A 21,198-nucleotide genomic window follows, 5' to 3' on the forward strand; every position below is an offset into this window, starting at 1 on the left:
CGACGTTCGCGACATCGCATCCTTTTGGGCTCAGGGTATAGGGCAACCGCGGCCCGTCGACGCTGCCCCAGCTTGATTTAGCGAGGTTCCCGCCGCATAACTGTGTGAAAGCGAGGGACACGAATGGCGCCTGGTCAAGAGCCAAGCATGGGCCAGCCCACCGGGCCGGAATCCGGCGAACGCGCCTACGCGGCAATGCTCGCGAAGACCCGGGCGCTCGTGCCACGGCTGCGAGAGCGGTCGGTCCGGACCGAAGAGCTGCGGCATCTACCGCCCGAAACCGAACAAGACCTGCACGACGCCGGCCTGTTCCGGATGCTCCAACCCAGGCGTATTGGCGGGGCTGAGCTCGACTATGTCGCCTTGATCGATTGCGCAGACCTGCTCGGACAGGCCGACGCGTCGGTAGCCTGGAATTTCGCCAATCTGGCAAGCCATCACTGGATGCTCGGCATGTTCGAGCAAAAGGCGCAGGATCTCGTCTGGGGTCGTGATCCGGATACGCTGATTGCATCCTCATTCATCTTTCCTGCCGGCCGGGCCACGAAGGTTGACGGCGGATACCGACTGCACGGAAGCTGGCCATTCTCCTCGGGAGTCGCGTCCTGCGAATGGAACATGCTTGCAAGCGTGGTCTCCACTGACGATGAGGCAGACGGCATCGAGTATCGGATATTCCTGCTCCCGAAAGGCGATTACAGAGTCCTCGACACCTGGAATGTCGCGGGATTGCGCGGAACGGGTTCCTGCGATGTGGAAGTGCGGGACGCCTTCGTGGCCGACCATATGACTGTCACCGTCGGTGAACTCATCGGTGGCCGGACGCCGGGAAGCAAGATCAATCCCAATCCGCTGTATGCGTTACCGGTGTTCTCGCTGTTTCCTTACGTGCTGTCCGGCGTCGCGCTGGGGAATGCGCAGGCGTGCCTGAATGACTACGTCGAGGTCGTGCGTCATCGCATTTCCACCTACAACCGTGCCAAGCTGAGCGACTTTCAGAGCACACAGATCAAGATCGCGGAGGCCTCGGCCAAGATCGACGCTGCGCGCCTGATCATGCGTTCGGCTTGTATCGATGCCATGGAAGATGCCAGGCGTGGTCATGTTCCCGATATGGCGGCCAAGACCAGATATCGACGCGACGGGGCTTTCTCAGTGAACTTGTGTACGGACGCGGTCTCGATGCTGTTTGCGGCGAGCGGGGCGCGCGGCCTGTTCACGACGGGCGTGTTGCAGCGGCAGTTCCGCGATGCTCACGCAATCAACTCGCATCTCGCGTTCAATTTCGATGCGGCCGGTACCAATTATGGACGCGTGGCGCTGGGCCTGCCGTCCGAGAATCTCACGTTGTGAGGCCGGCCGATGAACGATCTGCCGAAGCAGCCGGCCATCCCTGATCCAGCCAACGAACTTGCGAGCGACAGCTCGCCGATCGATCCCCGTGATTTTCGCAACGCGCTTGGCACCTACGCCACGGGCGTAACGATCATCACCGCCGCCGCCCCCGATGGAAGGCCTTATGGCATCACCTGCAATTCGTTTGCGTCGGTCTCCTTGAATCCGCCTCTGGTCCTCTGGAGCCTCGGAGTTTACTCTTCGAGTCTGCCCGTGTTTCAGAACGCCAGCCATTTTACTGTGCACGTACTCGGCACTTCGCAGCAGGCGCTTGCGAACAAATTCGCAAAATCGTCCGACGACAAGTTCGCCGGATTAGACTGGGCGCCGGGTCTCGGCAACGCGCCGGTGCTCGCCGAGAGCGTCGCTAATTTTCAGTGCAGATCAGTCAACCGCTATTATGGCGGCGATCACGTGATCTTTCTCGGCGCGGTCGAGGCCTATGCCTACAATACCAAGGCCCCTTTGCTGTTTGCGCGAGGGACCTACGGCCGGTTTCTTGCTGATGACGAGCGCAAGAAATCGCCGTAACGCGCTTCAGGTCGCCTCGACACCTTAGCGCTCTGCCGCTGAAAGCTTGTAGATCTCCAGCGCATCCGCATCCGCCCCCCGCGCGGCCTTGGCGAGCCTGAAAAGTTGTCCCGCAAGCGAGGCCATTGGCACAGGCGTGGACGTCGTCTGCGCGACATCGGCGACCGTATCGAGGTCCTTAAGCATCGTGGCGATGTGACCGAGCGGCGGTGAATGAATCCCCTGGACCATCCGCGGCACGAAGAGTTGGAGCGGAATGGAATCGGCGAAGCCGCCGGCCAGAGCTTCCGGCAATCGATTGGCGTCAATTCCGGCGTTCACGGCAAGGCGCGTGGCCTCGGCAAGCACGGCCATCGCACATCCGACAATCACCTGATTGCAGAGTTTTGTGGTCTGGCCGGCGCCGGTCGGGCCCATATGGGTGAACCTGCGCGCCATGGCCAGCACATAAGGCCGCGCCCTCTCGATGTCGGCTGCTTCGCCGCCGGCCATGATCGCGAGCGTGCCTTCCTCGGCGCCCTTGGTGCCGCCGGACACCGGCGCATCGATCCAGCCTGCGCCGTTCGCAGCTTTCAGTCGCGTTGCAAGATCGCGCGCGGCGTCCGGATGAATCGACGAGAAGTCGACGACAAGCTTGCCAGCGCCGGGAGCCGCTGCAAGACCCTCAGGCCCGAAGATCACCTCTTCGACGGCAGCGGCATCCGTCACGCACATGAAGACGATCTCCGAGTTCGCCAACAGGTCACGAGGCGTGGCTGCGCGCTTGGCGCCGGTCTCGACGAGCGGAGCGACCTTGCCCTCCGAACGGTTCCAGACCGTGACCTGATAGCCAGCCTTGAGCAGGCGCCGGGTCATGGGTGTCCCCATGAGTCCAAGGCCGAGATAGCCGAGCCTCTCGACGCCTTGCGAGTTTGCCTTGCTCACATCAGCCATAGGTTGCCTCCTTCTACCGCGGCGTAACGCTGCGCGACCGCCGCTCTACCATACATGGCGCATCCCACAGCGAAACCGCCCGGCTCGCATGGCTTGCCTGACTGTTTGAACCATGAAACATTTGAGGCGGTCGGGTTGGGTGGCGCCGGTCGGCGCCGGAGCAGCGGAGTGGGCATGATGCGAACCGTTTCGAAGTGGATCCTGGCTTTGGGGGCGGCAGCGGTCGTGAGCGCGGGCGCAGCCCCGTCATGGGCCCAGCAGACGATCCGCGTCGGCTGGACGATCCCGGCCGAGGAGTCCAAATACTGGATGATGCGCCGTCCGGCTGAATTTCCCGATATCGGCAAGACCTACAATATCGAATGGACCCAATTCCAGGGCACCGCGCCGATGACGCAGGCGCTGGCAGCCGGTGCACTGGATTGCGCGACGCAAGCGCCGCTATCGCTCGCCAACGGCGTGGTCGGCGGCAATCTCAAGGCCTACATCGTGGCGCAGCATGTCTTCGAGAAGCCCGGCGGCTTCTCGGTCTACTGGGCGGTCAAGGATGACTCGCCGATCAAGACGATTGCCGATCTCAAGGGCAAGACGGTCGGCATTTCCGTCATCGGCGGCGGCACGCAAGGGCCGTTCAACCTGCTGCTCAAGCAGAATGGCGTCGATCCGGCCAAGGACATCAAGCTGGTCGAAGTCGGCTTTGCCGTCTCCGAAGATGCGCTGCGTCAGGGGCGCGTTGATGCAGTCAACCTGAACCAGCCGTTTGCCGCGCGTGCGGAGGCGAAGGGCGGCACAAGGAAACTGTTTTCGCTGTCGCAGGCCATGCCGAACATTGTGCACATCCTCGAAGCCTGCCGTGCCGATTTCGTCGACAAGAACCCGGAGTTGGTCAAGGCTTATGTCCGCGACATCACGTCAGGCATGAAGAAGGCGCTGGCAAACCGCGAAGAGACCTTGAAGGTCGTGTCCGAAGTGCTGAAGGCGCCCGTTCCTGTACTCGAGACCTATCTGCTCAAGGACAACGATTTTGGTCGCGACCCTGGTGCTGCTCCGAACTTTCCAGCGATCCAGAAGATGCTGGATATCTACGCGGAGACGGGCATGCTGCCGAAGCTGGACGCCGCGCAGTTCAAGCATCCGACGATCGTCGCACCGCTGCAATAGGCGACAGAGCCAATTAATCCCAGAAGGAGACCGCGGCGTCCTGGTTGGCTCAGGACGCTGCATCAAGAAGATGAACGCATGAAGAAGTTGCGATCACGGGTCACAACAGACGGCCTCGACCGGGCCCCGCACCGCGCATTCATGCGCGCAATGGGTCTCGACGACGCTGCGATCGGCAAGCCGATGGTGGGCATCGTCAGCATGAAGGGTGAACAGACGCCCTGTAATATGACTCACGACTTCCAAGTGGCCGCAGCCAAGACGGGAATCGAGGAGGCCGGCGGCACGCCGCGGGAATTCTCGACCGTGTCGGTCTCCGACGGTATCAGCATGAATCACGAGGGAATGAAGTTCTCTCTGTTTTCGCGCGAGCTGATCGCCGATTCGATCGAGGCCGTCGTCCATGGTCTCGCCTACGACGCGCTGATCGGATACGGCGGATGCGACAAGACGCTTCCCGGCGTCATGATGGGCATGGTTCGTTGCAACGTGCCATCCATTTTCATCTACGGCGGCAGCTCACTGCCGGGGCGCGTGGACGGGCGGACCCTGACGGTGCTCGACTCCTACGAGGCTGTCGGCAGCTTCATGACTGGCGAGATCGACGGCGCCACGCTCGAACGGATCGAGCGCGCCTGCCTGCCGACCATCGGCGCTTGCGCCGGCCAGTTCACCGCGAACACCATGGGGATGGTGTCGGAGGCGATGGGCCTCACCATTCCCAACGTTTCGATGGTGCCAGGTGTTTATGCCGAACGCGCGCAGATATCCCGACGCGCCGGGCGGTTGATCATGGAGATGCTGGAACGTGGCGGGCCATTGCCACGCGACATCGTGACGCGGAAATCCCTGGAGAACGGCGCAGCGATAGTTGCAGCCACGGGCGGCTCGACCAACGCCGCCCTGCATCTGCCGGCGATCGCGAACGAGGCCGGCATCGCGTTCACGATCGATGATGTCGGCGAGGTCTTTGCCAGGACGCCGCTGATCGGAAACCTGCGGCCAGGCGGCAAGTACACGGCAAAGGATGTCTACGACATCGGTGGCGCGGCCGTTGTGATCCGCGAGCTGATCCAGAGCGGGCATATCGATGGTAGCTGCTTGTCCATCACAGGCCGCACGCTTGCCGAAGAATATGGCGCGGCCAACGCGCCCGATGGCGAGGTTGTTTACGCGACTCGCGCACCGATTATGCCCGACGGCGGCGTGGCCGTGCTGAAGGGAAATCTCTGTCCCGATGGTGCGGTGATCAAGGTCGCAGGCCTGAAGAGCCAGTTCTTCGAAGGCGTGGCACGCGTGTTCGAGGACGAGGAGGCTTGCGTCGCAGCGGTGCGAGACCGCAGCTACAAGGCGGGCGAGGTGCTGGTGATCCGCAATGAAGGGCCGGTCGGTGGCCCCGGCATGCGCGAGATGCTTGGCGTGACCGCGCTGATTTACGGGCAGGGCATGGGCGAGAAGGTGGCCTTGATCACTGATGGCCGGTTCTCCGGCGCGACCCGCGGCATGTGCATTGGTTACGTATCCCCCGAAGCGTTTGTTGGCGGTCCGCTAGCGCTTGTTCGCGACGGAGACAAGATCCGGATCGATGCCGCAAACCGCCGGATGGATGTGCTGGTCGACGAGCAGGAACTCATTGGACGCCGGCGCGATTGGAAGCCACGGCCGCCTCGTCACCGCGCAGGTGCGCTCGCGAAATATGCGCGACTGGTCGGCCAGGCTCCGGGCGGAGCCGTTACGCATGAGGGCCCGGCAGAATGGCCCTGGTTCGAATGACCCGCCGTACCCATGTGGATGCAGCCAGTGGCCTGGCAAGTTTCTTGCTAAGCTCGTGCCGCTGAAGGAGGACTTTCAGCAGGCTAACGAAGCGACGTGTGTGCGGGAGTGAAGCGAGAGACGGGATGAAGGTAGTGCCTTCGAGATCGAGTGAATGGGTGAGACCGGTGGCATCGCAAAAGCCGGCTTCCGCGATTATCGAGATCGACCGCGTCTCGCAGGTTTTTCAGACCTCGACGCGCAAGGATCATTTGGCGTTATCAGACATCTCGCTGACGATCGAAGAAGGAGCCTTCGTCTCCATTCTCGGCCCATCCGGTTGCGGCAAGTCGACACTGCTTTACATCGTCGGCGGCTTCGTCAGCCCAACCAGCGGCGCGGCCAAGATAAAGGGACAGGCGATCACGGGGCCGGGGCCGGATCGCGGTCCGGTGTTCCAGGAGTTCGCTCTATTTCCATGGAAGACCGTGCTCGGCAACGTGATGTATGGCCCGCGCCAGCAAGGTGTGCGCGCCACCGAGGCAGAAGCGCAGAGCCGGGGTTTGATCGAGATGGTCGGCCTCAAAGGCTACGAGAACTTCTATCCCAAGGAACTTTCGGGCGGCATGAAGCAGCGTGTGGCACTGGCCAGGACGCTGGCTTACCACCCTGAAGTCCTGCTGATGGACGAGCCGTTCGGCGCGCTCGATGCTCACACCCGGACGCGCTTGCAGAATGATCTCCTCAACATCTGGGAGCGTGACCGCAAGACGGTCCTGTTCGTCACCCACTCGGTCGACGAGGCCGTATTCCTGTCGGACAAGGTCGTGATGATGTCGAAATCGCCCGGCCGGATCCGGCAGGTCATCGACATCGACTTGCCGCGGCCGCGGCGCCGCAACGAGCTTTTGCTCGATCCGCGCTACCAGAAGTACGTCGTTGATATCGAGCGCATGTTCGATGAGAGCGACGAGACTGGATCTCCTTCATGATGTCGGCGGCTGCCTTGACCAGACGAGCTGCCCCGGCGCTGGCTTGCATCGGATTGCTGGCGACGTGGCAGGTCGCGTCGCTGGCGCTGAAGAATGACAGCTTTCCAACGGCGATCGAGGCGATCCGCGCGATCCCGGACATCCTTGGTGACAAGGAATCGCTGATCAACATCCTCGCCTCGCTCCGCCGCATGGCGATCGGGTTCGGCATAGCCGTGCTCGTTTCGATTCCACTCGGCCTTTTGATGGGGCGCAGCCGTGCGGTCGCAGCCTTCTTCAATCCGCTCCTGATGGTGATCTATCCGGTGCCGAAAGCGGCCCTGATGCCCATCATCATGCTGTGGCTGGGCGTCGGCGACATCACAAAGACGCTGGTGATCTTTCTCGGCGTCAGCTTGCCGGTGATCTATCACAGCTTCGAGGGCGCCAAGGCAGTTGAAGAGAAGATGCTGTGGTCCGGCGCGGCGATGGGCCTCTCGGCTGCGCAACGGCTGGTGCGGATCGTATTGCCGGCGGCGTTGCCGGAGATCCTGACCGGGTGCCGTACCGGGCTGGTGCTGGCGCTGATCACGATGATCACCAGCGAGATGATCGCCCGCCAGTCCGGGGCCGGGAATATCCTGTTCAATGCTCTCGACATGGGCCAATACGACACCGTCTTTGCGATGATCATCATCGTGGGGGCCATGGGGATCTGCCTCGATGCGATCTTCGAGCGGATCCGAGCCAGGCTCGTCCGCTGGTCCGAGCCTCAGTTCGACATGCCGCTGAGCTTCTCATGATATCGCGACCTCTCTCAGTAAACGTCATTCTTGGGCTCGCGCCGATCGTGCTGGTGATCGCGGTGTGGCAGGGCCTCGTCTCGTCAGGCCTCGCACCGGCCGTCTTGTTGCCGCCGCCCGGGTTCGTGTTCAGCCGGCTGCTCCAGCAGCTCGTGACATGGACGTTTCAGCAGGAGATTGCGGCGACCCTGACTCGGCTGTTTGCCGGTTTTGCGATCGCGGTCGTGCTCGGCGTCGGCATGGGCATTGCGGCCGCCGCCAGCCCTGCAATCAATGCCGTGGTTCGGCCGATCGTGCGCGTCCTGGCGCCGTTGCCCAAGGTTGCGCTCTATCCGGCACTCCTGCTGTTGCTTGGTTTCGGCCACGGATCGAAAATCACGCTGGTTGCAGCGGACGCACTCTTTCCCATTCTGCTGTCCACCTATTACGGCGCGTCGACGGTCGAGCAGAAGCTGATCTGGTCGGCCATGGCGGCGGGAACACCGCGCTACGAAATCCTCTTCAAGATCGTGTTGCCGGCGGCGATGCCGTCAATCCTGACCGGCTGCCGGATCGGCCTTGTCATTTCCTGCATCGTGGTGTTTCTGGCCGAGATGATCACGTCGACGGATGGACTGGGTCATGTCCTGGTCACGGCGGCCCGGACCTTCCAGGCCGTGGACATGTTCGTGCCGCTGATCACGATCTCGCTGCTGGGCTTGATTCTGAATGGCCTGTTGGGAGCCGTGCGGTCATATCTACTTCGGGGCTTCCCCGAGGCGTAACGAATTGAACAAGAAACCACGATACCGGGAGTGAACCATGCTGGCTGATCGCATCGAAGCAAAATGGATCGACGCGTTTTGCGAGATTTTCGAGCGATGCGCAGTCAAGGCCGGCGATACCGCGGCGATCCTCTCGGAAACGCAATCGCGTGCGTTGAATGTTCATCTGGCGGAACTCGCGCTGCTGCGCATGGGCGCGCGGCCATTTCATGTGGTGATGCCGACCCCGCGCAATCGCCACGTCGTGCCGGTGCGCTCTACGGGAGCGAGCGAGGCGATCCAGCGGCTTGGTCCGGTCATCACCGCGCTTCAGCAGGCCGGCTTTGTGGTGGATTGCACCATCGAGGGCCTGATGCATGCTGTGGAGACACCCGAGATCCTGAAGGCCGGTGCGCGAATCCTGGTGATTTCCAACGAGCATCCTGAGGCGTTGGAGCGCATGGTGCCGGACACGGCGCTCGAGAAGCGTGTTCGCGCCGCGGCAAAGATGCTGCGCGGGACCAAGCGGATGCGCGTGACTTCGAAGGCCGGTACGGCGCTCGACGTGGATATGGTTGGAGCTTCAACGGTCGGCGTATGGGGCTGGACCGACAAGCCGGGCACGCTCGCGCACTGGCCGGGCGGCATCGTCGTCAGTTTTCCCAAGAGCGGAACGATAAACGGCACGCTGGTGATGGCGCCGGGCGACATCAACCTCACCTTCAAGCGTTACCTGGCCTCGCCGGTGAAGATGACGCTGAAGGACGATTACGTCGTCGAGCTGGAAGGCGAGGGCACGGATGCGGCGATGATGCGCGCCTATCTCGCGGCCTGGGGCGATCGGGAAGCCTATGCGGTGTCGCATGTCGGTTTCGGCATGAACCCGGGCGCGCGCTACGAAGCGCTCTCGATGTATGACCAGCGCGACACCAACGGCACAGAGATTCGTGCCGTCTCCGGCAACTTCCTGTTCTCGACTGGCGCGAACGAATTCGCTGGCCGCTACACCGCGGGCCATTTCGACCTGCCGATGATGGGGACAACCATCGAGCTCGATGGTGTCGCGGTGGTGCGGGAAGGCGTGCTGCAGGACGTCTTCGGCTAGTTGCGGTCGAGCACCGGGGGGCGAGCTAGGTCGAAGTGCCGAAGCAGGTCGACCATGGCCTGGAGCCTTTTTGCGCGATAAGCATCGACGTCAAGGCCGGAATAGTCGAGGAAGCCTGCGCCCGTTCGCAGGCCGATCCGGCCTTCGTGCATGTTCTTTGAAATCACGTCAGGCGCGCGATAGCGGTCGCTGCCAAGCGCGCCCTCGAGATAGCGGCTGGCATAGTACAGGATGTCGCCGCCACCCCAGTCGATGAACTCGAGCAGCCCAAGTACGGCGTAGCGGAAGCCGAAACCGTAGCGGATCGCCTTGTCGATCTCCGCGGCGCTGGCGACGCCTTCCTCGACCATGCGCGCTGCTTCATTCATCGCGAGTGCCTGGATGCGTGGGACGATGAAGCCCGGTGTCGCCGCACAGACGACGGGCACCTTGCCGATGCCCTCGAGTAGCGCCTTGACCTCGTCGACGATGGCGGGGTCGGTAGCCTTGCCGGGCGAAACCTCGACCAGCGGAATCAGATAGGCCGGATTGAGCCAATGCACGTTGAGGAAGCGGCGAGGGTTCACAATCGCGCCGGATAGATCGTCGACGAGGATGGTCGACGTGGTCGAGGCAATGATCGTATCCGGGCCGACTTGCATTGATGCGGACCCCAGCACTTCGCGCTTGAGCTCGACGACCTCGGGAACGCCTTCGAAAACAATGCCCGCGTCGGACAGCGCTGCGCCGCTCTGACTGGCCGGTACAACCGAGACCCGCGCGATGAGCGGGCCGACATCTGCTTCAGTTAGCAGCCCCAGGTTTGACAGGCTGACGAACGTCTTCTTGACCTCGCCGAGCGCGTCCGTTTCCAGCCTGGCGAAATCCTCCGCAGAACGCGCCTTGACGTCGATCATTGTAACACTGTGCCCGGCATAGGCGAACGCGACGGCGATACCGCGTCCCATGCGTCCGGCCCCGAGACAGGCGATGTTGGCGCGGCCGGTCATCGGTCAAAATCCCTTGCGAAGGAGCGTCTGCAGTTCGGCCTTGCCGAGATTGCCGAGTCCCAGAGCCTCGAGCGTTCGGCCGCCTCGCGCAAAATCCTCGCCGCAGATCGCGCTACCAATGGCCAGGAAAGCCTTCGCAAGCGGTGTGTCCACGCCCGCCAGCCCGGCGACGGAGACCAGCAGCGAGAGCCCAAGCCGCAAGTCTTCGCGCATGTAGCGGTGCTCGGTCAGCACGATGCGTTCACGCCAGTCGCCGGAATCGGTCAGGCGGTCATGCGAGCCGCGGCCATACATCCAGATCTCGCCCTCTTTGGCGTAGTGGTGAGCAAGCGGGAAATGCGGCGCGCCGTATCCGAGCGCCTCGCGCACCGCGATCCGCTCGGCGTCGAGCGCATCGGTCGCCCGGCGGATCGCGCCCTGCGTGCCCTCCTTGTGGATGTCCCATTTTTCGAAATGCTCGATCGGGCCCGCATTCATCACGATCAGCGGCGGATGGATGATCGGGCCTGCGTTCATCAGCGCGCCTGATAACGCGTCCCCGCAGGGCTCGATCGCATCAGGGAAAGCGCGTCCGATGACTTCGAGCGCGTGCGGCGCCTGGTCGAGCGGGAACACGCCGACCGGGAGCCGCTTGGCGCGGATGGTGATTGCGACCTCGAATGGTCCGTGCTTGCGGGTCAGCCAGGGCAACGTCCCGGTCTCGGCAAAGCTCGCCCTGGCGTGGTTGCCGGCATCCCGCGCGGCTTTGGCGAAAATCATGGAGCCGAATGTGGCAGGCGGTAGAAACACGACCTGGCCATCCCGCAGATGCGGAGCAAGCGAGCGGGCAATGTCTGGCTGTGCGAAGGCGGGGGCAGGGCACAGGATCAACTCGGCGCCGCTGACGGCCTCGGCCATGTCGGCCGTAACCAGTGCCAGTTGCGTGTCGTGACGGCCGTTATGATCCTTCACCAGGATGCGCGAGCCGGCGGCGCGATGCGCTACCACCTGATCAGTGTCGCGGCGCCACAGCCGGACCTCATGCCCCGACAGCGCAAAATCGCCTGCGGCCGCGAAAGAGCCGTTTCCCCCACCCAAGACTGCGATCTTCAAGATGCTTCTCCTTGCGCACGCGACTGCGCATCAAGCTGCTTCAGCAGGAAATGCTGGACCTTACCCAGCGCCGTGCGCGGCAGGTCCGTGACGAAGACGATGTCACGTGGAACCTTGTATCGCGCGAGCTGCGCCTGCAGGTGCACTCTCAGTTCGTCCGCTTCGAGCCGGCATCCTGACCGCTGGATGACATAGGCAACGGGCACTTCGTCCCAGCGTGGATCCGGCCGGCCAATCACGGCGCATTCGCTGACGTCAGGGTGTTCGAGCAGGACCCGTTCGACCTCGGCTGGATAGATGTTTTCTCCCCCGGAAATGATCATGTTCTTCTTGCGGTCGCGGACCCAGAAATAGCCGTCCGCGTCGCACAGGCCGATATCGCCAGTGCGATACCAGCCGTCGTGCAGCGCATCGCGCGTGGCATCGGCATTGCCCCAATACTCGAAGAACACGTTGGGGCCACGGACTGCGATCTCGCCCGGCGTGCCTGCGGGTACTTCGGTGCCGGCTTGATCGATCACCTTGGCTTCGCAGCACAGGCCCGCAAGTCCGGTCGACCCGGCACGCGACAGATCTCCCCCGAGCCGTGTGTAGATTGCAATGGGGCAGGTTTCCGTCGAGCCGTAGACTTGGAGCACCGGAACGCCGCGCGCGACGAAGCGGTCGATCAGGTGTGGCGGCACGATGGTTGAACCGGTGGCGACGGACTTTAGGGACGAGAGGTCGGTCGTGGCCCAGGCGGGGTGCTCGCTCACGGCCTGGATGATCGCCGGAACCATCACGGTTAGCGTCGGCCGTTCCCGCTCGATGGACGCGAGCGCAGTTTCCGGCGCGAAGCGGGCATGAATCGTGACTGTCGCACCGACCTGGAGCGCCGGCGTGGTCTGAATGTTGAGACCGCCGACATGGAAGAACGGCAGCACCGTCAGCACATGATCGTCGGACGTCATGTTGTGCATGTGCTGGCTCATGACGCCGTTCCAGAACAGCGCCTCCTGCCGGAGCACCGCACCTTTTGGTCGTCCCGTCGTTCCCGACGTGTAGACAATGAGGAGCGGGCAGGAGAGGTCGGTATGCGGATTTTGGCAGCTGCCGTCGCCGTGCGCCAGCAAGGTCTCGAATGCGGTGCCACCGGGCGGTTCGAAATCAAGCCCGACGACGACAGCTCCCGGCGCGGTCCGCCCAAGCGCTGGAAGAACCGCCTCAAACGCCTGCTCGAGCACCAGGACCTTGGCGCCCGCATCGGTGAGAATGAAGAGTTGCTCGGCGACGGCCAATCGCCAGTTCAACGGCACCAGCATCGCGCCAAGCCGCGCGCATGCATAGAGCAGAACCAGGTAGTCCGGCCGATTGAGGCTCAGGATCGCGACGCGGTCGCCGCGGCTTACGCCGAGCTTCTGTTTCAATCCAGTGGCGGTCTGTTCGATCCGTGCCGCGAATGCGGCGTAGCTCAGCCGCTGGCCCTCGAAGGCAATGGCCGTCTTGTCTGGCGCGAACGCCGCGTTGCGATCGATCAGACTGCAGAGGTCCACCGTCAATCGTCCGTTTCGCCGGCTTCGTACAGCGCCTCGCGCCCAATGCGGTCGAGGCAGAGCTCGGCTGTCCAGGGCAGCATCAGCGAGCCGCAGCGGCTATCGCGATAGATACGCTCGAGCGGCAGCGACCGGAGCATGGCCTGACCGCCGCAGGTGCGGATCGCGAGCGCGGCGAGCTCATTGGCGCCTTCCATCACCGAATATTGCGCGGCATAGGCCCGCAGCACCTGCTCCTTGCTCGGGTTAGCGCGCGCGTCCGTGACAGCCTGGAACCAGATCGCCTTGATCTGCTCGAGCTTGATCTGCATCTGCGCGACTGCGATCTGCTTGGTCGGATACATCCGGCGCTTGACCGGCGGCATGCCCGGCACCTCGCCGCGCAAGTAGCGCACGGTGAAATCGTAGGCGGCTTGCGCGAGGCCCATATAGGTCGGCGACAGCGTCAGGAACATGTGTGGCCAGCGCATCGCAGCCTGGAAGTAGACGCCGCGCGGCATCAGCGCAGCATCCTCCGGCACGAACACGTCCTTGAACAGGAGTGTCCGCGAGACCGTCCCGCGCATGCCGAGCGGATCCCAGTCGCCGACGACCGAGACGCCCTCCGATGTCGCGGGGATCGCCAGGTAAAGGGTGTTGCGGCGCGAAGCCTTTTCGCCTTCCTCGATCTCGGTGCAGAGCACGCCGTAATAGTCGGCGTGGCCGGAGAGCGACGCAAAGATCTTCTTGCCGTTGACGATCCAGCCACCCTCGACCGGCTTTGCTTCCGTGCCGAAAGCGACGCCACCCGCGGCGGCAGCTCCGCCCTCGGAGAATGGCTGCGAGTAAATCGCACCGTCCTCGATGATGCGCTTGTAGTGGACTGCGCGCCGCTTCTCGTGTTCCGCGCGTGTCTCCGCGTCCATGTCGAGATCATCAGCCAGCGGGCCCGACCACAGGGTCGAGCAGACATGCATGTTCCAGGTGAGCGCAGTCGCACCGCAATAGCGGCCGAGCTCGGCTGCTGCCAAGGCATAGGTCTGGTAGTTCGCACCAAGTCCGCCGTGTTTCTTGGGAATGGCGATGCCGAGCAGGCCGGCGCGATGCAGGTCGCGATAATTCTCGGTCGGGAAGATCGCCTCGCGATCGTAAGTTGCGGCGCGACCGGCGAACACGCTCTGACCAATCTCTCTTGCGCGCGTGACGATGCCGGCCTGCTCGTCGCTCAAGCGGAACGCCACGGGATCGAAGATCGGGAGATCAAGGGCAACCTTGTCGGTTACGCCGATGTTCTTGTTGACTTGCATGGTCATTGCGCAGTCACCTTACGCTTTGGTCGCGACGGAATTCAGGAATTGGCCGAGAGCCTCGTCAAAGGCGTCAGGGCGTTCAAGGTTGGCGAGATGCCCGACACCGGCCAGCTCGACATATTTGGCCGAAGGAATGTAGGTCGCTGTCTTGGCCATCATGGGCGCTGGCGCGTTATTGTCCTTGGAGCCGGACAGCAGCAGCGTCGGGACGGATATATCCTTGAGCGTGCTGCGTTGATCGAAGCCGATCAAGGCCAGCATCATGGCGCGATAGCTCGCCTCGGGCACACTTCCCATGCACGCCCGCGCAAGCTCCATTCCCTTGGGATCAGGATCGTCGCCCACAAGCTCCTTCACCAGGGAGGGCGCGAGCGACGTCATCGTCTCGCCGCGATCGAGCGGCCCGAGGCGTGCCGCGATGAACGATTTCTGCCAGTCGCCGTCGGCCTTGCCGAACGCCGGGCTGGTCTGCGCGAGGACGACCGCGCGCGCCAGTTTGGGGGATTGCACCAGCCATTTCTGGACGATCATGCCGCCGATCGAATGGCCGACCAGAATAGGCCTGCTTGCGCCGATCTGTTCGATGAATTGCTGGAGCGCATCCGCCAGGGCCGCGATGCTGACGCTGGCAAGCGGCGCCGATCCGCCATAGCCCGGCATGTCCCATGCGATTGCGTGGAATCGGTTGCTGAATGTGGCAAGCTGATGCCGCCAAGCCCGTGCCGCGCCGCCAATGCCATGCAGGAAAATCAAGGGTGTCGCGTCCGGGGCGCCCGCGGCTTCATAGGCGAAGCGTCCGTCCTTTGTTATCATTGGCGCAGGCTGCGACACGCGACATCCTTTTGCTTGGCCCGTCGATGCTAACAGGCCTGTAGGGGATGGGAAGAGATAATTTTATACTTAAAGCAATATTCGGGCCGGTCTCTCGCGCGCGGGCGTGCGCAGCGTCGATCGGCGCTTTCGTTGCAAAAATTTGAAGGTTAAAATATATCGGACTAACGATCAGTAGATCCCAGGGAGCCAGCGCATGACCGCATTGCCGCATTCGCCGCACGCGCTGGTGACCGGTGGTGGCCGCGGCATCGGTCGCGCGATTGCGGCATCCCTCGTCGCTGCAGGTGCCACCGTCACGGTGCTTGGCCGGAATGCAGCAACTCTCGAGGAGGCTGTCAGCGCGGGAGCCGCGCATTTTTCGGCCGTTGCCGACGTTTCGGATGAAGCTGCGCTGAAGGCCGCGATCACGGAAGCGAGTGCGCTGAAGCCGATCGATATCCTCATCGCCAACGCGGGCAGTGCTGAATCCGCGCCATTCGCGAAATCGGACAGTGCTCTTTTTTCGCGCATGATGGATGTCAATTTTATGGGCGTGGTCCATGCCATCAGCGCTGTGCTGCCGGGGATGAAGGATCGCCCTTACGGCCGTATCGTCGCGATTGCGTCGACGGCGGGGCTCAAGGGCTATGCCTACGTGAGCGCGTACACGGCCGCCAAGCACGCTGTGGTCGGTCTCGTGCGCTCGCTCGCCCTCGAAATGGCCGGCAGCAATGTAACCGTGAATGCGGTCTGTCCCGGATTCACCGACACCGATCTGGTCGCCGGCAGCATCGAAAACATCATGAAGAAGACAGAACGAACCCGCGAGCAGGCGATCGCCGAGCTTGCGAAGCATAATCCGCAAGGAAGGCTGATCACGCCTCAAGAGGTGGCTGATGCCGTGCTTTGGTTGTGCGGCGAGGGCGCCGGTGCGATCACAGGGCAGGCGATCGCCGTTGCCGGTGGTGAGATCTAGCGTGACGCGGGTTCGGAACAAGAAAGCCAAGGAGATCGCATGAGCAGACCAGCCAATCCCGTCACCGTGCCGCTCGCGGACTATTCGCCGCAACACTTCCTGCTGGCCGTGGTCGACGGCGTTGCCACCGTGACGCTCAATCGTCCCGAACGGAAGAATCCGCTGACGTTCGAGAGCTATCGGGAGTTGACGGATTTCTTCCGCGCCTGCGCCTTCGACGACGCGGTCAAGGCGATCGTCGTCACGGGCGCCGGCGGCAATTTCTCGTCTGGTGGCGACGTATTCGAGATCATCGGTCCGCTCGTGAAGATGGATACGAAAGGGCTGACGGCCTTCACGCGAATGACAGGCGACCTCGTCAAGGCGATGCGTGCCTGCCCGCAGCCGATCGTGGCTGCTGTCGAGGGCATCTGTGCTGGCGCCGGCGCCATCATCGCGATGGCGTCGGACATGCGTCTCGCAGCGAGCGGCGCCAAGGTCGCGTTCCTGTTCAACAAGGTGGGCCTTGCCGGCTGCGACATGGGCGCTTGCGCGATCCTGCCGCGGATCATCGGACAGTCCCGGGCCTCCGAGTTGCTCTATACCGGCCGGTTCATGACCGCGGAGGAGGGCGAGCGCTGGGGCTTCTTCAGTCGCATCGTCACGCCGGAACAGGTGCTGCCTCAGGCACAGCTGCTGGCAAAGCAGGTCGCGGAGGGGCCGACCTTTGGCAACACCATGACCAAGCGGATGCTGGCCATGGAATGGGCAATGTCAGTGGAAGAGGCGATCGAGGCGGAAGCTGTTGCTCAAGCCCTTTGTATGACGACGGCCGACTTCGAGCGGGCCTTCGAGGCTTTTGCCAACAAGGTCAAGCCGGTCTTCAGGGGCGACTGAGCCGGCGGGACTTCCCCACGGGGAGGCCTGCAACGGGGACTTGCGCGGAATTATTTTAGGGTTAAAATAATTTCCGCCGGGTCAATTGGCGAGGCTCCCATGAAAGTCGCGATCATCGGTGGCGGACCTGCGGGTCTCTATGCTGCGATCCTCCTGAAGAAGCAGCGGCCAAGCGCCGACATCACAGTATACGAGCGCAACCGCGCCGACGACACGTTCGGCTTCGGCGTGGTGTTCTCCGACGCCACACTGGACAATTTCGAGAAACACGACCTCCCGAGCTACCGCCGCATCACCCAGGAATTCGCGTACTGGGACGACATCGCCGTACATTTCCGCGGCACCGTGCACCGGGTCGGCGGCAACGGTTTTTGCGGCTGCTCGCGGCAGAAGCTGCTGCTGATCCTGCAGGAGCGGGCGCGCGAGCTCGGCGTCAATCTTCATTTCGAAGTGGACATCGAAGACGAGTCCCGCTTCGCCGTCGCTGATCTCATTCTGATTGCGGATGGTATCAATAGCCGCTTCCGCGAGAAATACGTCGAGCACTTCCAGCCGGAGGTCGACCTCCGCACCAACAAATTCGCCTGGATGGGATCGACCAGGCCGCTCGATGCTTTCACCTTCATCTTCCAGGAGACGGAGTGGGGACCGTTCATCGCCCACGCCTACCAGTATGAGGCAGGGCACTCGACCTGGATCTTCGAGACCGATCCGGAGACGTTCGCGCGGGCAGGGCTGACGGGGTTGAATGAGACCCAGTCTGCCGCGCGGATGGCCGAAATCTTTGGATGGTTTCTCGATGGGCACAAGCTGCTCACCAACCGTTCAATGTGGCGCAATTTCCCGATGATCCGCAGCAAGCGCTGGGTCAAGGACAACATGGTTCTGCTCGGTGACGCCAAGGCGAGCGCGCATTTCTCGATCGGCTCCGGCACGAAGCTCGCGATGGAAGACGCGATCGCGCTGGCCGAGGCGATGGCAAAGACGCCCAGCGTCCAGGCGGCACTCGATCTCTACGAGCATGGCCGCCGTGAGGAGGTCGAGAAGACGCAGCATGCTGCGGACGTCTCGCTGGTGTGGTTCGAGCACGTCGATCGTTTCTGGGACTTCGATCCGGTGCAGTTTGCCTTCGGCGTGATGACGCGTTCGAAGGCGATCACCTATGACAATCTTAAACTGCGCGCCCCGGATTTCGTCGCAGAGGTTGAGGAATCGTTTGCGAAGCGCGTTCGAGACAGCGGTTTTGAGGTCGACACCGGGAAGCCCATGGTGCCGCTGTTCCAGCCGTTCCGGCTGCGCGAGATGGAGATCGCTAACCGCGCCGTGATGTCGCCGATGTGCATGTATTCGGCGAAGGAAGGCGTGCCGACCGATTTCCATCTGGTACACTACGGATCGCGTGCGATCGGCGGTGCCGGCCTGATCTTCACGGAAATGACCTGCGTCAGCCGCGACGCACGGATCACGCCTGGCTGCACCGGGCTGTGGAACGACGAGCAGGAAGCCGCGTGGCGGCGCATCGTGGATTTCGTCCACGGCAATTCGGCTGCAAAAATCTGCCTGCAACTCGGGCACGCCGGCCGCAAGGGTGCGACCAAGCTGATGTGGGATGGCATGGATCGCCCCCTGGAGGAGGGCGGCTGGGACGTGTTCTCGGCATCGCCGCTGCCTTACTTCCCCGACAGTCAGGTGCCGCGCGAGCTTGACCGCGCCGGCATGAATGCGGTGAGGGATGCATTCGTCGCGGCGGCCGAACGTGGCGAGCGCTGCGGCTTCGACATGCTTGAGCTGCACTGCGCCCACGGTTATCTGCTCGCGAGCTTCATCTCGCCGCTGACGAATACCCGTACGGACGAGTATGGCGGCACACTCGCCAATCGCCTGCGTTTCCCGCTGGAGATCTTCGAGGCGCTGCGGGCAGTGTGGCCGTCGCACAAGCCGATGTCGGTCCGCATTTCCGCGACCGACTGGGCTGATGGCGGCATCACCGGTGACGACGCCGTCGCCATTGCGCGCGCCTTCGCCGAGGCCGGCGTCGATCTCGTCGACGTTTCGACCGGGCAGACCGTGCGCGATGCGCAGCCGGTCTACGGGCGCATGTTCCAGACACCGTTCTCGGACCAGGTCCGCAACGAGGCGCGCGTGGCCACCATGTGCGTCGGCAACATCACGACGGCGGACCAGGCCAATACCATCCTGGCTGCAGGCCGGGCAGACCTCGTCGCACTCGGCCGGCCGCATCTGGTCGATCCATTCTTCACCATGAAGGCGGCGGCCTGGTACGGCGCAGACGACGCTTTCTGCCCGCCGCAATATCTGCCCGGCAAGGATCAGATTTTCCGCAATAGCGTGCGTGACCGGCAGGATCTCGAGGAGCTGCGAATTAAGGCTAAGCCCAAGACCCGGGCTGAGCTCAGGGTGGAGGCGACAAAGCCGCTTGCGGCGGAGTGACCGCCCGTGCGACGTTAACTCCATTGCCTGGCGTATTCGAGTGGAGTAGGGGCGATGAAGGCGATTATCGTCGGTGGCGGCATCGGTGGTCTCACCACGGCTTTGATGCTGCGGGCCCGCGGGCTGGCTTGCGAGATTTTCGAGCAGTCCGATACCATCCGCGAGCTCGGCGTCGGCATCAACACGCTGCCGCACGCCATGCGTGAGCTCGCCGGGCTCGGCTTGCTGCAGAAGCTCGACGACGTCGCAATCCGCACCGACCAACTCTATTACCTCAGTCGGCACGGCCAGGAGGTCTGGCGCGAAGCGCGAGGCATCGATGCCGGTCACGACGTGCCGCAATTCTCGATTCACCGCGGCCGGCTTCAGGGCGTCATCCATCACGCCGTCGAGGAACGGCTCGGGCCAGAAGCAATTCACACCGGCTGCCGGCTCGGCGCGTTCACGCAGGACGAGGGCGGCATCACGGCCTATTTCTTCGATCGGACCGGCGCGCACATCCACACTGCGCGTGGCGATATCCTGATCGGCGCTGACGGAATTCATTCGCGCGTGCGCGAGACGCTGTTCCCGAACGAAGGGCCGCCGTGCTGGAACGGCCTGATGCTGTGGCGCGGTGCGCGTGACTGGCCGCTCTTCCTCACCGGCAGGTCGATGATCGTGGCCGGTGGTCTCAACGCGAAGGTGGTGATCTATCCGATCGCGGAGGGATCGAGCCCGGCGAGCCGTCTTACCAACTGGGCGGTGCTGGTGAAGGTCGGCGAGGGCAATGCTCCGCCACCTCGGAAAGAAGATTGGTCGCGGCCCGGGCGACGCGAGGAGTTGATGCCGCATGTTGCGCGCTTCTCGGTGCCTTACATTGATGTGAAGAGCCTGATCTCGGCAACGCCCGAGTTCTACGAATATCCAACCTGCGATCGCGATCCCTTGCCCTATTGGTCGTCCGGCCGCGTCACGCTGCTCGGCGATGCCGCGCATCCCATGTATCCGGTCGGCTCGAACGGAGCTTCGCAGGCGATCCTCGATGCGCGCTGTCTTGCGGACGTGCTGGTACGCGCTGAGCATCCACGCCAGGCCTTGGTCGAATATGAGAAGAAGCGTCTGCCGATGACGGCAGATGTCGTCCGCTCCAACCGCCGTGGCGGCCCCGAGGGCGTCATCGATGCCGTCGAGCAGCTCGCGCCCGACGGCTTTGACAATATCGAAAACGTCCTGAGCTATTCCCAGCGCGAAGCGATCGTGCGTGGCTATGCGACCAAGGCGGGTTTTGCCGCAGTCCCCGGACTTGCAGCGGTGCGCGCTTAAGACAGCTGCTAGCCGCCGGGAGGCGGCGGCAGGAAGTGGATGTTGAACTCGGCGGCCAATGCCACCACGTCCTCCGGCTTCTGTTCCTTCATGTTGTGAAGGCCCCAGAACAGGTCGAACAGCTTGCGGCTCGGCGCGACCCAGAACAGCACTTTCGCGGTCTGCTCCGATTTGTTGAAGATGCCGTGCGGCACGCCCATGCCGAGCCGGATCAAATCGCCTGCGGTTGCCTGCGACTCGGAATTGCCGAGCATGAAGTCGAGCTTGCCCTCCAGCATGTAGAGATACTCATCCTGGTCCGGATGAATGTGCGGCGGCACGAACGTACCCGGCGGCAGCGTCGCGTGCCAGGAGAAGCTGTTTTCAGCGTAGCTCTTCGGCACATAGGTCTGGCCGAGGATGTTCCAGGAAATGCCCTGGATCCCCTCATTGGCCCGCGTGATGCCGGTGATTTCGCTCTTCATTGCAGTCCTCCCGTAAC

The 21,198-nt window shown here is 63.0% G+C and carries 19 protein-coding genes; 12 read left to right on the forward strand and 7 right to left on the reverse strand.

The window, feature by feature from the left end; translation table 11 throughout:
* Positions 1-123 precede the first annotated feature (123 nt).
* Both AC629_RS16780 and AC629_RS16785 read left to right on the forward strand, forming a co-directional pair.
* On the forward strand, positions 124-1,353 hold the full coding sequence (locus AC629_RS16780) for an acyl-CoA dehydrogenase family protein (RefSeq protein WP_084806014.1): 1,230 nt from the start codon (positions 124-126) through the stop codon (positions 1,351-1,353).
* Between the two features lie 9 nt (positions 1,354-1,362).
* Positions 1,363-1,926 (forward strand): flavin reductase family protein, encoded by a 564-nt coding sequence (locus AC629_RS16785; RefSeq protein ID WP_084806016.1) that lies wholly within the window; start codon positions 1,363-1,365, stop codon positions 1,924-1,926.
* 24 nt (positions 1,927-1,950) lie between these two features.
* Here the strand turns inward: AC629_RS16785 and AC629_RS16790 are convergent, their stop codons facing one another.
* Positions 1,951-2,859, reverse strand: coding sequence for an NAD(P)-dependent oxidoreductase (locus tag AC629_RS16790; RefSeq protein ID WP_084806018.1), 909 nt, complete (start codon positions 2,857-2,859; stop codon positions 1,951-1,953).
* A gap of 174 nt (positions 2,860-3,033) precedes the next feature.
* Between AC629_RS16790 and AC629_RS16795 the strand changes: the two genes are divergently transcribed.
* The 6 genes from AC629_RS16795 to AC629_RS16820 all read left to right on the forward strand — a co-directional run bounded on the left by AC629_RS16795 (position 3,034) and on the right by AC629_RS16820 (position 9,394).
* Positions 3,034-4,020, forward strand: a complete 987-nt coding sequence (locus AC629_RS16795; protein ID WP_084806076.1) for an ABC transporter substrate-binding protein — start codon at positions 3,034-3,036, stop codon at positions 4,018-4,020.
* Positions 4,021-4,098: 78 nt separating this feature from the next.
* Positions 4,099-5,793: a dihydroxy-acid dehydratase gene (gene ilvD / locus AC629_RS16800; RefSeq protein ID WP_084806020.1), complete on the forward strand. Its 1,695-nt coding sequence runs from the start codon at positions 4,099-4,101 to the stop codon at positions 5,791-5,793.
* A 125-nt stretch (positions 5,794-5,918) separates the two neighbouring features.
* Positions 5,919-6,764, forward strand: a complete 846-nt coding sequence (locus tag AC629_RS16805) for an ABC transporter ATP-binding protein (protein ID WP_084806022.1) — start codon at positions 5,919-5,921, stop codon at positions 6,762-6,764.
* Complete coding sequence (locus tag AC629_RS16810; RefSeq protein ID WP_084806024.1) at positions 6,761-7,546, forward strand: ABC transporter permease; 786 nt, start codon at positions 6,761-6,763, stop codon at positions 7,544-7,546. The genes AC629_RS16805 and AC629_RS16810 overlap by 4 nt, the downstream gene beginning before the upstream one ends.
* Positions 7,543-8,310 carry an ABC transporter permease gene (locus AC629_RS16815; protein ID WP_084806026.1) on the forward strand — a complete coding sequence of 256 codons (768 nt, stop codon included), beginning with the start codon at positions 7,543-7,545 and terminating at the stop codon, positions 8,308-8,310. Before AC629_RS16810 ends, AC629_RS16815 begins: the two co-directional genes overlap by 4 nt.
* Positions 8,311-8,347: 37 nt before the next feature.
* Entirely contained in the window at positions 8,348-9,394 is a 1,047-nt protein-coding gene (locus tag AC629_RS16820; RefSeq protein ID WP_084806028.1) for a 2,5-dihydroxypyridine 5,6-dioxygenase NicX family protein, read from the forward strand.
* On the opposite strand, the gene AC629_RS16825 is transcribed toward AC629_RS16820, so the two are convergent.
* Genes AC629_RS16825 through AC629_RS16845 form a run of 5 tightly spaced genes read right to left on the reverse strand, consistent with a single transcriptional unit; the run spans position 9,391 to position 15,109 of the window.
* A complete protein-coding gene (locus tag AC629_RS16825; RefSeq protein WP_084806030.1) occupies positions 9,391-10,383 on the reverse strand; it encodes a 3-hydroxybutyryl-CoA dehydrogenase in 993 nt (330 codons plus the stop codon). The genes AC629_RS16820 and AC629_RS16825 overlap by 4 nt on opposite strands.
* A 3-nt stretch (positions 10,384-10,386) precedes the next feature.
* On the reverse strand, positions 10,387-11,475 hold the full coding sequence (locus AC629_RS16830) for an NAD/NADP-dependent octopine/nopaline dehydrogenase family protein (RefSeq protein WP_084806032.1): 1,089 nt from the start codon (positions 11,473-11,475) through the stop codon (positions 10,387-10,389).
* Positions 11,472-13,007 carry a class I adenylate-forming enzyme family protein gene (locus tag AC629_RS16835; RefSeq protein WP_084806034.1) on the reverse strand — a complete coding sequence of 512 codons (1,536 nt, stop codon included), beginning with the start codon at positions 13,005-13,007 and terminating at the stop codon, positions 11,472-11,474. Before AC629_RS16835 ends, AC629_RS16830 begins: the two co-directional genes overlap by 4 nt.
* Before the next feature lie 2 nt (positions 13,008-13,009).
* The gene (locus AC629_RS16840; protein ID WP_084806036.1) at positions 13,010-14,299 is read right to left on the reverse strand and encodes an acyl-CoA dehydrogenase family protein; all 1,290 of its coding nucleotides are present in this window, start codon (positions 14,297-14,299) and stop codon (positions 13,010-13,012) included.
* A gap of 12 nt (positions 14,300-14,311) precedes the next feature.
* On the reverse strand, positions 14,312-15,109 hold the full coding sequence (locus tag AC629_RS16845; protein WP_245331891.1) for an alpha/beta fold hydrolase: 798 nt from the start codon (positions 15,107-15,109) through the stop codon (positions 14,312-14,314).
* Positions 15,110-15,323: 214 nt separating this feature from the next.
* Between AC629_RS16845 and AC629_RS16850 the strand changes: the two genes are divergently transcribed.
* The 4 genes from AC629_RS16850 (at position 15,324) to AC629_RS16865 (ending at position 20,717) form a co-directional block, all read left to right on the forward strand.
* The gene (locus AC629_RS16850) at positions 15,324-16,085 is read left to right on the forward strand and encodes an SDR family NAD(P)-dependent oxidoreductase (protein WP_084806040.1); all 762 of its coding nucleotides are present in this window, start codon (positions 15,324-15,326) and stop codon (positions 16,083-16,085) included.
* A 39-nt stretch (positions 16,086-16,124) separates the two neighbouring features.
* Entirely contained in the window at positions 16,125-16,961 is an 837-nt protein-coding gene (locus AC629_RS16855) for an enoyl-CoA hydratase family protein (protein WP_084806042.1), read from the forward strand.
* Between the two features lie 99 nt (positions 16,962-17,060).
* A complete protein-coding gene (locus AC629_RS16860; RefSeq protein WP_084806044.1) occupies positions 17,061-19,412 on the forward strand; it encodes a bifunctional salicylyl-CoA 5-hydroxylase/oxidoreductase in 2,352 nt (783 codons plus the stop codon).
* Positions 19,413-19,466: 54 nt separating this feature from the next.
* Entirely contained in the window at positions 19,467-20,717 is a 1,251-nt protein-coding gene (locus tag AC629_RS16865) for a flavin-dependent oxidoreductase (protein WP_084806046.1), read from the forward strand.
* Between the two features lie 8 nt (positions 20,718-20,725).
* Here the strand turns inward: AC629_RS16865 and AC629_RS16870 are convergent, their stop codons facing one another.
* Positions 20,726-21,181, reverse strand: a complete 456-nt coding sequence (locus AC629_RS16870; RefSeq protein WP_074117224.1) for a cupin domain-containing protein — start codon at positions 21,179-21,181, stop codon at positions 20,726-20,728.
* Positions 21,182-21,198: the final 17 nt, after the last annotated feature.

It is taken from the genome of Bradyrhizobium sp. NAS80.1 (assembly GCF_001908205.1).
Taxonomy (GTDB): Bacteria; Pseudomonadota; Alphaproteobacteria; order Rhizobiales; family Xanthobacteraceae; genus Bradyrhizobium.